Raw genomic sequence first — 13,631 nt, 5'->3', positions numbered from 1 at the left:
CCGCTCCAGCGACCGCTCGACCAGCGAAGGATCAGTCGCCGATGGGCTGCTGGGGCGCAATTCCGTGCAGCCAGGCGACACTGCCGCGAGCCCGACGCAGCATCTGGTGCGCCCGCTCGCCCAGCGACACGGCCACGGCGTAGGCCAGCCGGTCGATGACAAACAGCTGGGCGAAGCGCATCGGGTTAGGCTGGAACTCCTCGACGCCCGACGGCGACAGCCCCACATGCAGGCAGACGTCGGCGTCACGTCCCAATGGTGAATCCGCGTCGGTGATGGCGATGCAGGTGGCCTTGTAGTGCTTGGCCAACTCCATGCTCTCCTGCAGCTCGCGCGGGCGGCCGGTGGACGACAGAAACAGCGCCACGTCGCCGGGCGACAGGATGGCGGCCGACATGCGCTGAGCGTAGCCGTCGGTGAACACCATGGCCGGCACGTCGAGGCGGAACAGGCGGTTGTGGATCTCGCTGGCCAGGGCGGCCGAGCTGCCGCCGATGCCGTAGATCACCACGCGCGCGGCCTTGGCGATGGCCAGGGCGGCGACCTGCAAGTCCTTCTCGTTCAAGGTCTCGCGCGTACGCCCGAGAGCGTCGATGATGGTATCGAACAGGCGGTCGGCGACCGCGGCGTGGGCGCCCAGAGGCGCCTGAGGCTCCACCCTGGCTGGCGCCGGACGGGCCGCCCGCTCACGCTGGTCGGTGACGGCCTGGGCGTGGGCCAGCTCCTGGATCAGGCGGAACTTCAGGTCCTTGAAGCCCTCGCAGCCGACCGTGCGGCAAAAGCGCAGGACCGTCGGCTCGCTGACTCCCAAATCGGTGGCGACCGACTTGACGCTGGCGCGAACGAACTCGTGCGGCGACTTCAGGACCAGCTTGGCGATCTTGAGATCCGAGCGCGTCATCGCCTCCATCATCGCCTCGATGCGCGGAAGGATGTCGCCGTCGTCGACGGCGTTTTCAGACTGACTCATCCCCCGGTCCCTTCACCAAACGGCGCGCGCCCGACGACAGATACCGACAACGATGTCGCGCCGCAATCAAGGTGGCCGCCTCGCCAGCATCAAGAATGATAGTTTTGCTACATTTTCGTTGACACCGCCACATCCAGCATGGCTCCTGAGCATCGGAACTCGACCTTGAGTCAGGAGAATTTCGTGTCCATCCAACGCATCGGCGCGGCCACCACGGGCACCGGCGGCAACGCCCTGCCCTTCTGCCAGGCCACGATCGCCAACGGCTTCGTCTTCGTCTCTGGCCAGGTTCCGATGGACGAGAACGGCGTGCTGGTCGACGGCGGCGTCGTGCCCCAGACCCACAAGGTCATCGAGAACATCGTCGGCATCCTGGCCAAGGCCGGCTGCACCCTGAAGGACGTGGTCAAGGCCAATGTCTGGCTGGACGACGCCCGCGACTTCCACGCCTTCAACCGCGTCTACAACAGCTATTTCGGCGACGCCCTGCCGGCCCGCGCCTGCGTGCAGTCGCCGATGATGGTCGACTGCAAGGTCGAGATCGAAGTCATCGCCCTGGTTCCGCAGGCCTGACGCCGATGATGTCGCCCGCCGATCTCGACACGCTGGTCCTCGCGCCCGGAACCAAGGCCGTCCCGCTGGACGGCTCGGTGCGCACGCTCGGAGACTTCTCCGGACGGGGCCTATCGCTGCTCGGCGGCGACATCCCCATGCCGGCCGCGGTGCTGAAGCGCGCCGCGATCGACAACAATCTGTCGGTCATGCAGGCCTATGTCGACGCGGCGGGCGCCAGGCTCGCCCCACACGCCAAGACGACCATGTGCCCGCAGCTTCTGGCCCGCCAGATCCAGGGCGGCGCCTGGGGCCTGACGGCGGCGACCATGACCCAGCTGAAGCTGTGCCACGAGATCGGCGCGCCGCGCCTGATCCTGGCCAACCAGCTGGTCGGCCGCGCCGAGATCGAATGCCTTCGCGACCTGACGACCAAGGCGCCCGACCGCCCGGTCTATGTGCTGGTCGACGGCGAGGCCGGCGTGCGCGCCATCTCCGAAATCTTCGCCGCCGCGCCCGAGGCGCCGCCCGCAAGACTGCTGATCGAACTAGGCATGGCGAACGGCCGCTGCGGCGTGCGCTCGGCCGACGAAGGCCTGGCGCTGGGGCGCCTGATCCACGCCCTGCCGGGCGTCGAACTGCACGGCGTCGAGGGTTACGAGGGCCTGGTCTTCAGCGACCACGCCGTACAGGACGCGACCGAGGTCGACGCCTATCTCGACGGCCTGATCGGCCTGCACCACGCCCTGCGCGCCGAAGGGCTCTACGCCTCCGACGAGGTGGTGCTGACCGCCGGCGGCTCGGCCTATTACGACCTGGTGGCACGCGCCCTGGCCGGCGAGGCGCCGGGCGCCGTGATCGTGCTGCGCAGCGGCTGCTACGTCACCCACGACAGCGGCTTCTATCGCGAACTGCTGAGCCGCATGGACGCCCGCGAGGCCGTCGGCGCCCCGCCCCTGCTGCGCCCCGCGCTGGAGGTCTGGACCCGGGTGATCTCGCGCCCGCAGCCGGACATGGCCATCGTCATGATGGGCAAGCGCGACGTCTCGTTCGACATCCACCTGCCGACGGCCCGCCGCTGGTTCCGCCCCGGCCTGCACGAGCAGGCGCAAGGCGTCGACGGAATCGTCACCGCCAAGCTGGCCGACCAGCACGGCTTCCTCACCATCGCCCCCGACGCCGACCTGGCCGTCGGCGACCTGCTCGGCTTCGAGATCTCCCACCCGTGCACGACCTTCGACAAGTGGTCGGTGCTGCTGGAGGTCGACGAGGCCTACGGCGTGCTGGGCGGCCTGAAGACCTTTTTCTGAAGTGAGCGTTCGTTGAGCAGTCCGACCATGGCAAGCCCCCTCCCCGCCGCCGACATCGTCCTCAAGGGCGGCACGGTCATCGACGGAAGCGGCGGCGCGGCCTTCGTCGCCGACGTCGCCCTGGCCGGCGACACCATCGTGGCCGTGGGCGCCTCGCTGCCGACGGGCATGGCGCAGGTGATCGACGTCTCGGGCCTGGTGGTGGCGCCGGGCTTCATCGACGTGCACACCCACGACGACCTCGTCTGCATCACCCAGCCCGACATGCTGCCCAAGATCAGCCAGGGCGTGACGACGGTAGTGGCCGGCAACTGCGGGATCTCGGCCCCGATGCTGCGCTTCGACGAGGCGGTGGCCGAGCCGTTCAACCTGCTGGGCGCCCGCGAGGACTTCGCCTACGCCGCCTTTGCCGACTATCGCCGCGCCATCGAGGCGGCCAGCCCGCGCGTCAACGTGGCGGCCCTGGTCGGCCACTCGACCTTGCGCGTGCTGTGCATGGACGACCTGGAGCGCCCCGCCACGGCGGCCGAGCGCGAGGCGATGGACGCCCTGCTGCGCGATGCTCTGTCAGAAGGCGCCCTGGGCATGAGTTCGGGCGTGTTCTACGCCCCGGCCTGGGCCGCCGACATGGAGGAGCTCCAGGCGCTGGCGCGGACCGTCGCGCAGGCCGGCGGCGTCTACACCGCCCACATCCGCGACGAGCGCGAGGGCATCATCGAGGCCTTGAAGGAGGCCTTCGCCGTGGCCGCGCCCAGCGGCGCGCCGCTGATCCTGTCGCACCACAAGTGCGCCGGCGTGCGCAACTGGGGCCGGGCGGCCGAGACCCTGGGCCTGATCGACCAGACCCGCCAGAGCCAGCCGGTGCACCTGGACTGCTATCCCTACACCGCCGGCTCGACGATCATCCGGCCCGACCTGGCCGACGGCGAGGTCGAGATCCTGGTCAACTGGTCAGAGCCGCATCCGGAGATGGCCGGCCGCACCCTGGCGGCGATCGCCGCCGACTGGGGCCTGTCGCAGCCGGAGGCCGCCGAGCGGCTGATGCCCGGCGGCGCCAGCTACTTCCAGATGGCCGAGGCCGACATGCGCTCGATCCTGGCCCATCCCTGCTGCATGGTCGGCTCCGACGGCCTGCCGCACGACAAGCGCCCGCACCCGCGCCTTTGGGGCGCATTCCCCCGCGTGCTGGGCCACTACGCCCGCGACCAGAAGCTGATCAGCCTGGAGGCGGCCGTGCACAAGATGACCGGCCTGGCCGCCGACACCTTCCGCCTGGCCGGACGCGGCCGCGTGGCCGCGGGCATGAAGGCCGACCTGACGGTGTTCGACGCCGAGGCGATCATCGACCAGGCCACCTACGAGGCGCCGACGCGTCCGGCCAAGGGCGTCGAGCACGTCTTCGTCAATGGCGCCCTGGCGTTCAGCGGCGGCGGCGTGGTCGGCGAGCGTTCAGGTCGCTTCCTAAGCTCGGCCGCCTGACGCGGGAGCCGACATCCTGAAGGTGTCACGCGACGCCGGCGAAAGCGGAGATTGCGCAGCCAAACCCAGCCCCTAAGGTTTCGCCAGTCTTAGATTCTGGGGGCTTTCCATATGTCTACTCAAGAACCCGTCGGCGAGGCCTTCGACTTCGGGCGGGTGATCCAGCGCACCTTTCAGGTCATCGGCGCCAACGGTGTGCTGTTCGCCATCGGCGCCCTGGCGCTGGTGAGCCTGCCGCTGCTGGTGGGCACGCTGATCGGCCTGCAATGGGCGGGCAATCCGATTTTCGGGCTCTGGATCGCCGTCGGCTCGCTGCTTTCGGCCCTTGGCAGCGTTGTCCTGCAGGGCACGGTCGTCCGCGCCGCAGTCGGCGGGATGAACGGCGCGCCTGTCGCGCCTCGCGAAGCGGTTTCGACCGGCGTTCGCTTCCTGCTGCCGCTGATCGGCCTGGCCATCGTCTCGGCGCTCGGCATCTGGCTGGGCCTGATCCTGCTGATCGTGCCGGGCGTCATCGCCAGCCTGATGTGGTCGGTGGCCGCACCGGTGCTGGTGGTCGAGAAACTCGGCGTCTTCGGCAGCCTGAAGCGCAGCCGCGACCTGACCCGCGGGCGCCGTTGGGCGATCCTTGGCCTGTTCGTGCTCTACATGATCGTCAGCTTCATCCTCGGCGTCGTCATCCAGGCCGTCGGCCTGCCGCTCGGCGTATCATCCAGCGGCCTGTTCGGCCTGAACGACGCGACCATGTCGGTTGGCCTGATCGTCTTCGTGTTCGCATCGTCGCTGGTGAACGGCCTGCAGGGCGTGATCGTCGCCGCCGGCGTCGCCTCGCTGTACTACGAACTGCGCACGTCCAAGGAAGGCGCCGCGCCCGAGGACACCGCATCGGTCTTCGACTGACGCTTCGACCTAGCGCGCGGTGTCGTGCTTGTCGCGACGCCGCACGCCCATAAGCAGGCGCGCCTCCAGCCGCTTGCGCAGGGCCGCGTAATAGGCGCTAAGGAAGTCGTAGTCGTCTTCCTCCGCCAGGCGCGTCCAGCCGACCTTGCCGGCGATGCGGTCGGCCACGGCGCGCATCGTCTTGCGATCGCGCTCGCGCAGCACGTCCTCGAGCACGTGAAGCTCCTTGGCGCCGTAGGCGTCGATCTGCTCCTGGGTGAAGGCGTAGCGCCGCAGGCGCTCGGCCCCCTCGTCTGCCATGTCGCGCATCAGCTTGCGCTTGGGCGCGCGCACGACCCAGGTGCCGCCGATCAGATCGCCGGCCCGCAGGCGGTCCTTGTTGAACAGCGGAAACAGCACGAACACGCCCGCCCAGGTGATGCCCAGCAGGTACATCCAGCCCTCGACGCCGCCGCCCTCGACGCCGGCCGGGGCGAACAGCATGCTGATCGGGATGAAGATCTCCAGCTCTCGCATGGCGTTGCGGGCGAAGATCGCGCCGGGCCGCAGGCGGCCGCCGTCACGGGCGGCGACGCGGATGCCCATGGCCCGCTTGCCCGGCGTGGCGGCCGCGGCGCTGAGTTCGAAGCCCACGAAGTAGAAGTTGCGCAGCAGGAAGAAGCCGAGCAGCCACAGCACGGCGATCACCTCCGCCCCCTTGAGGCCAGCGGCCGCCAGGGCGCCGACGCCGATCAGGCCGATCAAGATCGAGGCGACGATGAGCACGCCCACCATGATCGCCGCGTCCACCAGGAAGGCGCCGGCGCGCTGGCTGGCGTCGGCCAGCTGCAGGCGCAGGTCGACGCCCTCGGGCGTGACGAAGGCCCGCGTCAGCTTGAGCGTGGAGGCTTCGCTCATGCGCTCGCCCTCCGGCGCGGAGCGTAGAAATAGAGGCCCCAGATCAGGGCCGTGAACGCCGCCACGCCATAGCGGGCCGGCGTCCAGACGATCAACTGGCGGCCGAAGCCCTCCAGCAGCCCGGCGAAGAACAGCATGACCACAACGCCGCCCATCACGGTGGCGGCGTGCCGTCCGGCCGCGGCGGCCGCGTCCAGACGACTGCGCTCGCCCGGGAAGGCCACGGTCCAGCCGATCTTCAGACCCGCGGCGCCCGCAAGGCAGACGGCGAAGATCTCGGTCACGCCGTGGATCGCCAGCCAGCCCCCCGCCTCGACGCCGAGGCCCCGGCTGGCGAACAGCGCGAAGAACACGCCCAGCATCACGCCGTTGTAGATCACCAGCATCGCGGTGGGCACGCACAGCGCGAAGCCCAGGGCGAAGGCCAGCAGCGCCACCTGGGCGTTGTGGGTGAACAGGAAGGTGGCGAACATCGAAAGGCCGCTGCCCGACTTGGCGCCGTCCAGGGTGGAGCGGAGCATCTCGGTGGTCGCGGCCGGGTCACGCCCGCCGGTCATCTCCCGGGGCATGAAGGCGTAGTACCACTCGGCGTCCTGGCCGAAGAGCCAGGCCCCTACCAGGGCGCCGATCACCATCAGCCCGACGCTGACCAGGGTCTCGCGCCACAGGCCGCGCACCGCCGCGGGCCAGCCGCCGGCGAAGAAGGCGCCAAGCTGGCTGCGCAGGGTCTCGCGCGAGCCGTAGACGAAGAAGTAGGCTCGGGCGCAGAGCATCTCCAGATAGTCGATCATGCCGCGATCGAGCGAGGTGGCGCGGGCCACCGACAGCGACGACAGCGCCGAACGGTAGAGCACCGGCGCGGCCAGGATCTCCTCTTCGGAGAGGCTGGCCATCGAGCCCTTCTCGACCTTCTCCATCAGCCGCTCGAGGCGCTTCCAGTCGGCCTCGCGTTCCTGCCGGAAACGCTGGCTCTTCAGGCGGCCGTCGACCTTGACGTCGATCACAGGAGGTCCCTCCGCTTGAGGTCGACATAGGTGTTGATCAGGGCCGGGCCGATGCGGGCGGCCGGAGCCTCGACGATGTGCGCGCCCATGCGGCGCAACCGGGCGACCACGGCCTCGCGCTCGCGCAGCAGGCCGGCCGAGACGACGGCGCGGGAGATGTCGGCCGGCTCGAACGGCTCGGCGTCGACCATGGCCTCCAGCTCCTCGTCCTGCATGACCACGAACAGCACCAGGTGGCGACGCAACAGATGGGCGCTGGCGTCGATCATCAGCTCGGCGGCGGTGGGATCGGTGAAGTCGGTGAACACCACCACCAGCGAACGCCGACCCAGCTTGGCCGCCAGGGTGTTGAGCGCCAGGGTGTAGTTGGTCTCCTCGGCGGAGTAGTCGATGCGGCCGGCCGCGTGCTGCAGCTGGCGGAAGGCGTCCAGCCCGCTGACCACGCCGGTCAGCAGGCGCGGCGCGGAATCGAACGAATAGAACCCCGCCCGGTCGCCGGCGCGCAGGCAGGCATAGGCCAGCAGCAGGCCGGCGTTGATGGCCCGATCGACCTTGGGCGCGCCGCCGACCGGCTCGCACATGGCCCGGCCGCCGTCGATGGCCATGACGATATGATGGTTGCGCTCCGTGCGGAATTCCTTGGCCAGCAGGTGCAGGTGCCGCGCCGACTGCTTCCAGTCGATGGCGCGCGGGTCCATGCCGGTCTGGAACTCCTTCAGCGCCTCGAACTCGGAGCCCTCGCCGCGGTCGACCTGGGTCTTGCTGCCGATCAGGGCGTCGCGGGCCAGCATCCGCACGGCCTCCTCGCGCACGCCCTGAAGGTCGGTGCCGGCCGGCGCCTCGATGTCGAGCACGAAGGCCTGCTGCTTCCAGACCAGGCCCAGCGGGCCGGTCCAACGCACCCACAGGCGGTGCAGACGCCCCTCCCCGCGCCGCTCGGGCGTCAGGGAGAAGTCGAAGGTCGCCACTCGACCCTCGACCGCGCTGCGGGCGAAGCGCGGTTGCAGGCCCAGGCGGTCGTCCGCGTCCAGCGCGGCCTCGGCGCGGCCGGGAACCGGACCCTTGCCGAAGCGCGTGGTGAAGGCGATGGGAGCCGTGCGGGCGACCGACAGGAACGGCCGCTGGGGCTCGTCCAAGGCCAGGCGCGAGCGCGAGCCGCCCGACAGCGCATCGGCGGCCATGGCCAGCAGCATGACCCCGATCCAGATCGGTCCGGCCAGCCAGCCGGCCGGCGCGAGCACGCCGACGACCAGCGCCGCCGGGATCCCGGCGGCGACGGCGACGACGGCGCGGCGCGTGGGGTAGATCACCGGGGAGCCGCCACCCGCTCGACCAGGCCCGAGAGCACGTGGTCGACCTTGCGGCCCTCGATCTCGGCGGCGGCCGAGAGGATCAGGCGGTGGCGCAGGGCTGGCGCGGCCAAGGACTTCACATCGTCGGGGATCACGTAGTCGCGGCCGTCGAGCACGGCGCGGGCCCGCGCGGCCACGGCCAGCATGGCGCCGGCGCGCGGGCTGGCGCCCGTCTCGATGTCTGTGGACTCGCGGGTGGCCCGCACCAGATCGACGATGTAGCCGACGACCTCGTCGGTCAGGCGCACCTTGGCCACGGTCTCGATGGCCGCGTCGATCGCCGCGCGCTCGGCCACGGCCTCGACCCCGAAGCTCTTGGGATCCATCTGGCCGGTGCGCGAGCCGTGGCCGACGATGATCGCCCGCTCCTGCTGGGCGCTGGGATAGTCCAGCACGTGCTTGAACAGGAAGCGGTCGAGCTGGGCTTCGGGCAGCGGATAGGTGCCCTGCTGCTCGATCGGGTTCTGGGTGGCGACCACGGTGAAGCGGGGGCTGAGCGGGTGCGACTTGCCGTCGATGGTGACCTGGCGTTCCTGCATGGCTTCCAGCAGCGCGGCCTGGGTCTTGGGCGGGGTGCGATTGATCTCGTCGGCCAGCAGCAGTTCGCAGAACACCGGACCGCGCGTCAGGCTGAAGGTCGAGGTCTGGAAGTTGAACAGGTTGGCGCCGATGACGTCGCCCGGCATCAGGTCGGGTGTGAACTGGATGCGGCCGTAGTCGAGCGCGACGGTGCGAGCGAAGCTCTGGGCCAAAAGCGTCTTGGCCGTGCCCGGCGGGCCCTCCAGCAGCACGTGGCCGCCGGCGAACAGCGCCGTCAGCAGCAGGTTGACGGCGTCGTCCTGGCCCACGACGGCCTTGCCGATCTCCGAGCGGATCCGCGCGGCGAGCGCCCCGACTTCACTGACGTCCACGGATGAGCTCCTGCTTCCAGATATGGAGATCGCGCGCCACGGCCATCAGGTCGGACGGCGAGGCCGTCAGCGCTCGATCGGCCAGCGCCGAATAGGTGTGGGTCGCGCCGACGGTGCGGCTGACGCGATCGAGAAAGTCGACGAGATCCTGGCCGTCGAGGCCGCGCGGCGCGCCGATGGCGCGGGCGGCCGACGCCTGGATAAGCCGGGCATAGAGCTTGGCCATGCGGTGCTCGCGACGCGCCAGGCGCACCAGGCCGGCGGTGTTGTCGGCCAGCGCCGTCTTGCCCAGGGCCACCGCCCGGCGCGAGCGCAGCGGCGGGCCAAAGCGCGCGAAGGCCTGGGCCCCCGCCAGCAGGGCCAGGGCCACGGCCACCAGGGTCGCTCCCAGCAGCGGCGGCTCGACGACCAGGCGCATAAGGCTGCGCGTGCGCTTGAAGCCGTGCAGCGTTACGTCGAACACCACGGGCGAGCCGTCGTCGCGGATCAGGTTCAGCATGGCCACGGCGGTGCGCGCGCCGTCGGCGGTCTTCAGACCCTGGGTGTTGAGATAGTCGGGATCGGCCAGGACATAGGTCCAGCTGTCGTCGCGCATGGCCATCACCACGCCGCCGTCCTGGTCGAGCAGCACCGGCGTCCAGCCCGGTCCCGCCAACGTGCGCGAACCGTTGATGGTCACCGGCGCGCCGAACGCCTCACCGGACGGTCGGCGCAGGCGCACCGTGCGCTTGCCCTTGGCCGCGCTCAGCTTGAGGTCCTTGCGCAGCTTGGGCGGCAGCAGCGCCAGCGCTTCGGCGGGATTGTTGGCGTCGAAGGTGGTGACCCAGCCGCGATGCTTGGCGTCGGGCCGCGCATCCCATTTGGGCAGCACCACCAGGGTCGGGCCGATATGGTCGTTGCGCTCGAGCGGCACGGGCGACATGCCCGCCGACGGCGTCAGGACCAGCAGCCCTTCCTCGGCCGAGAGGGGCAGGTCGCCGCGGCTGGTCAGCACCGGCTCGCCCATCAGGCTGAGCAGGCGCGAAATGCCGCCGAACCCGACCGACGAGCGCGACAGGGCGTGGCCGCCGCCGTCGTCGCCCTTGCGCAGTTCGGGCGCGTAGGCCGACAGCACGGCCAGGCCGCTGAACGAGACCACGCCGACCAGGACCAGCACCAGCATGGTCATCGGCGAGAACATGCCGGCGGACTTGCCCGAGGATTGGGACGCGCTCATCCGCGCCACCCGTCCGGCAGGGCGAAGGCTTCGTAGGCCGCTCGGCACTCGGCGAAGTCCTGAGCGCCGACCGGTCGGCCGCCGAACAGACCCCGCTCCACGAGCCGGGCGATGCCGACGAAGGCCCCTCGGGCGGCGTCGGGAATGGCGGGCAGAGCGGCGATCTCGCGCGCGGTCAGCGAGATCTTCACCGACCGGGGACGGCGCTTTTCGATGTCCTGAACGCTGCGCAGCAGGATCAGGTGGGCGGCCTCGACGAACAGCCCCCTGGCGGCCAGCTCGTCGGCGGCGGCCAGCAGGTCGCGCGCATCGGCCGCGTCGGGACGCCAGCCGGCCTCCGCGACCACCAGCGGCTTGATCGCCCGCGGCGCCGGCGCCCAGATCCGCAGGAGTTCGCGGACGATGGCGTAGAGGATCAGCACGACCAGCACGGCCAGGCCGATCCAGAACACCCACTTCAGATAGGGCGCGATGAATTCGAAGGCCTTCCCCACGTAGCGCAGCCACTCGGGGATCTTGGGCGGGACGAAGACCGCCTGGTCGAACTGGAACCCGGCGTCCTTCGCCAGCCGTGCGTGCGCCGCGACGACCGCGTCGTCCGACGCCCCTCTCGAAACTGTCACGCGCCGGAAACCCGCATTCGCCCCCTTCGCCGCCAGGACCAGGCCCGGCCGCGAACACTCGACTCAACTCTACAGCGTGGGGCGGTCTTGGCTAGCCGTAACCGGTGAGAATCGACCGCTTCGGCCGCCCTGCCCCCGTCGTCAGCCGACGAAGAACTCCACGGGCACGAGCACCTCGACCGGATCGCCCGCCACGTCGTCGGGCGGCGGCGGCACGGGCGAAGCGCGGCGGACCGTGGACAGGGCCTCCTCGTCGAGCAGCGGGTAGCCCGAGCCCTTGGCGACCCTGGCGCTCAGCACCCTGCCCGCCCGGTCGACCATGAAGGCGACATGGACCACCCCCTCCTGCCCCGCGCTCTGGGCCCGGCGCGGGTAACGCTTGTAGGCCTTCAGCCGCCCCAGGATCAGGCCGCGCCAGCTGACCGCCGCGTCGCGGGCGGCGGCGGCGGAGGTGCGCGGCGCGGCCATGACCGGCGCGGGGGGCGCCGGCACGGCGGGCGGCGCCGAAGCCTCGCGGGGCGTCGAGGCCCGCGCCGAGGCGTCCGCCTCCACCGCCTGGGCGGCGGACCGCTGCTGGGGCGGCAGGACGCCGCGCGGATCGGGCGGCCGATCAATGGTCTTGGGCGGCGCCGGCGCGGCGACGGCGGCAGGACTGGGCTTGGCCTCCGGGCCGGGCGGGCGCTCGTCCTTGGGACGTGGCGGCGCGACGGGCTCGACGGCGAACTCCACGGCGATGGCCTCGATCGGCGCGGCCATCGGCATCTCGGGCCGGGCAAGCTTCAGATAGGCGGCCAGCAGCAAGGCCACGTGCAGCACCACCGCCCCGGACAGCGCCAGGCTCCAGCGGCGCTTTCGGCCGGTGGCCGCGAGCGGCTCGTACGGGATTTCCAGCACCGTCATGGGCAGCGCCTGCAGCATCAGAACACCCGCTCCAGCTTCAGGCTGGCGGCCGTCTTCTCGTAGGAGAACAGCCAGTCGATGCTGCTGGCCACCTTGGCGTACTGCACGGTCAGGCTGGGCGTGAAGCCGCCGGGGGTCTTCCAGCGCGGCGCGCGCAGGATGGCGGTGAAGCTCTGCTCGTCGTCGCGGCGGCGCGCCTCCAACGTCTCGTTGACGGCGTCCCAGCGCTTGCGCCGGGCCGAGGCGAACAGAGTCCCGTTGAAGCCCTTCATCGTCGGCGTCGCAGCGCCCAGCCGCAGGCCGGCCTGGCGATAGGCGTTGACCGCGCGATCGGCGTCCTTGTCGAGCAGGTCCATGCCGCCGAACACGGTCCAGCCGCCGGAAAGGCCGCGCCAGGCGGTCAGGAACAGCGAGGCCTGGTCGCCGTCGAGCGACGCGAACGCGGCCCGGCTGTAGCGCATGGCCTTGTAGTCGCCCTCCAGCTTGACAAGCGTCGAGGCGCCGAGCGCGCGGCTGACCTCGGCGTGCAGGCCGGGCGCCTCGTACAACCGCTCGGCGCCCATGGTCCCGACATCCAGCGACGGGGCGACGCCGAAGGCCAGCCGCGCGGTCCGGTAGTCGAGCCCGGCCTGCGCGACGAAGGTGGCCTGGTTGTAGCGCCCCTCCTCCGGATAGAGCTCGCCATAGGCCATGCCGCGGAAGGTCAGGCCGCCGGAGCCCCGTAGCGGCAGGCGGCGATTGAGCACGGTCTCGAAGCTGACCGTCGCCGCGCCCAGCGGGTCGGGCGTCTTGCGGTCGAAGAAGCAGATCCCCTCCGGCCCCGGCAGCAGGCAGGCATAGCTGCCCGAGGCCTGGTTGATGTTGGAGTTCCAGCCCGGGCCCAGCGCGAACTGGCCCGTCCAGGACCGGCGGCGCTTCAGGGCCGCCAGGAAGCTCTCGACGGTGCGGCGCACGCCGACGGCCCGGGCGTCGTCATTGGGCATGTCGGCCAGGACGGCGCGGAAGGCCGCCTCGGCCTCGCGGTCGCGCTGGTCCTCGAACAGCACGCGGGCCAGCTCGATACGCCCCGGCATGAAGCCGGGCTGCAGGACGAGAAGCTGGCGGTAGCTGCGCTCGGCCGCGCGCAGGTCGCCGTCCTGCCGCGCGAGTTGCCCTTGCGCGTAGTGGACCAGCATCGGGTCGCGCTCGGGCAAGGCCAGATAGGCCTTCAGGAAGCGGCGGGCGTCGGCCCACTGCCGGCGGGCAAGGGACAGGTAGAGGGCCTTGCCGACGTCGTCGGCGCCCGGTCCCACCGTGTAGGCTTGGCCGTCGATGACCAGCACGTCGGGGGCGGTCTCCTGCCGTGTCCTGGCCTCGCGCTCGGCGGCGCGGCGCGACAGGTCCTGGTCGAGGCGCAGGCGGGTGTCGTCGTCGACCTGGGCGTGGGCGGCGCCGGCAAGGGCCAGAACGACGAAAGCCGCGCAGCCGGCGGCGGCGCGGAACGGAAAACGCTTGAGAACGGACGACCTGCTCATCGCAAG

Annotated in this window: 13 protein-coding genes; 4 read left to right on the top strand and 9 right to left on the bottom strand. The window is 70.9% G+C overall.

Going from position 1 to position 13,631, the window contains the following annotated elements:
* Window positions 1-31: 31 nt before the first annotated feature.
* On the bottom strand, window positions 32-970 hold the full coding sequence (locus V6S85_RS00255; RefSeq protein WP_334347573.1) for a MurR/RpiR family transcriptional regulator: 939 nt from the start codon (window positions 968-970) through the stop codon (window positions 32-34).
* Between the two features lie 183 nt (window positions 971-1,153).
* On the opposite strand from V6S85_RS00255, the gene V6S85_RS00250 reads away from it, so the two are divergent.
* From V6S85_RS00250 to V6S85_RS00235, 4 genes are all read left to right on the top strand, one after another.
* On the top strand, window positions 1,154-1,543 hold the full coding sequence (locus tag V6S85_RS00250) for a RidA family protein (RefSeq protein WP_116568823.1): 390 nt from the start codon (window positions 1,154-1,156) through the stop codon (window positions 1,541-1,543).
* A gap of 5 nt (window positions 1,544-1,548) precedes the next feature.
* Entirely contained in the window at window positions 1,549-2,832 is a 1,284-nt protein-coding gene (locus V6S85_RS00245; RefSeq protein ID WP_334347572.1) for an amino acid deaminase, read from the top strand.
* 27 nt (window positions 2,833-2,859) lie between these two features.
* A complete protein-coding gene (locus V6S85_RS00240; protein WP_334347571.1) occupies window positions 2,860-4,311 on the top strand; it encodes an N-acyl-D-amino-acid deacylase family protein in 1,452 nt (483 codons plus the stop codon).
* Window positions 4,312-4,422: 111 nt separating this feature from the next.
* Window positions 4,423-5,208: a glycerophosphoryl diester phosphodiesterase membrane domain-containing protein gene (locus tag V6S85_RS00235; protein ID WP_334347570.1), complete on the top strand. Its 786-nt coding sequence runs from the start codon at window positions 4,423-4,425 to the stop codon at window positions 5,206-5,208.
* A gap of 9 nt (window positions 5,209-5,217) precedes the next feature.
* On the opposite strand, the gene V6S85_RS00230 is transcribed toward V6S85_RS00235, so the two are convergent.
* The 8 genes from V6S85_RS00230 to V6S85_RS00195 all read right to left on the bottom strand — a co-directional run bounded on the left by V6S85_RS00230 (window position 5,218) and on the right by V6S85_RS00195 (window position 13,625).
* Window positions 5,218-6,105 (bottom strand): RDD family protein, encoded by an 888-nt coding sequence (locus V6S85_RS00230; protein WP_116568827.1) that lies wholly within the window; start codon window positions 6,103-6,105, stop codon window positions 5,218-5,220.
* Window positions 6,102-7,109 (bottom strand): stage II sporulation protein M, encoded by a 1,008-nt coding sequence (locus V6S85_RS00225; RefSeq protein WP_116568828.1) that lies wholly within the window; start codon window positions 7,107-7,109, stop codon window positions 6,102-6,104. The genes V6S85_RS00230 and V6S85_RS00225 overlap by 4 nt, the downstream gene beginning before the upstream one ends.
* Window positions 7,106-8,419 (bottom strand): DUF58 domain-containing protein, encoded by a 1,314-nt coding sequence (locus tag V6S85_RS00220; protein WP_334347569.1) that lies wholly within the window; start codon window positions 8,417-8,419, stop codon window positions 7,106-7,108. Before V6S85_RS00220 ends, V6S85_RS00225 begins: the two co-directional genes overlap by 4 nt.
* Window positions 8,416-9,372, bottom strand: a complete 957-nt coding sequence (locus V6S85_RS00215) for an AAA family ATPase (protein ID WP_431830648.1) — start codon at window positions 9,370-9,372, stop codon at window positions 8,416-8,418. The genes V6S85_RS00220 and V6S85_RS00215 overlap by 4 nt, the downstream gene beginning before the upstream one ends.
* Window positions 9,359-10,588 carry a hypothetical protein gene (locus V6S85_RS00210; protein ID WP_334347568.1) on the bottom strand — a complete coding sequence of 410 codons (1,230 nt, stop codon included), beginning with the start codon at window positions 10,586-10,588 and terminating at the stop codon, window positions 9,359-9,361. The genes V6S85_RS00215 and V6S85_RS00210 overlap by 14 nt, the downstream gene beginning before the upstream one ends.
* Window positions 10,585-11,211, bottom strand: coding sequence for a DUF4129 domain-containing protein (locus V6S85_RS00205; protein ID WP_116568832.1), 627 nt, complete (start codon window positions 11,209-11,211; stop codon window positions 10,585-10,587). Before V6S85_RS00205 ends, V6S85_RS00210 begins: the two co-directional genes overlap by 4 nt.
* Before the next feature lie 141 nt (window positions 11,212-11,352).
* Window positions 11,353-12,129, bottom strand: a complete 777-nt coding sequence (locus V6S85_RS00200) for an energy transducer TonB (protein WP_334347567.1) — start codon at window positions 12,127-12,129, stop codon at window positions 11,353-11,355.
* Window positions 12,129-13,625, bottom strand: coding sequence for a surface lipoprotein assembly modifier (locus V6S85_RS00195; RefSeq protein WP_334347566.1), 1,497 nt, complete (start codon window positions 13,623-13,625; stop codon window positions 12,129-12,131). The genes V6S85_RS00200 and V6S85_RS00195 overlap by 1 nt, the downstream gene beginning before the upstream one ends.
* Window positions 13,626-13,631: the final 6 nt, after the last annotated feature.

The sequence above is a fragment of the Caulobacter sp. CCNWLW153 genome (assembly GCF_036889365.1).
Classification (GTDB): domain Bacteria; phylum Pseudomonadota; class Alphaproteobacteria; order Caulobacterales; family Caulobacteraceae; genus Caulobacter; species Caulobacter radicis.
Note: the sequence above shows the minus strand (reverse complement) of the source record. Positions and strands in the feature narration are given on the sequence as shown.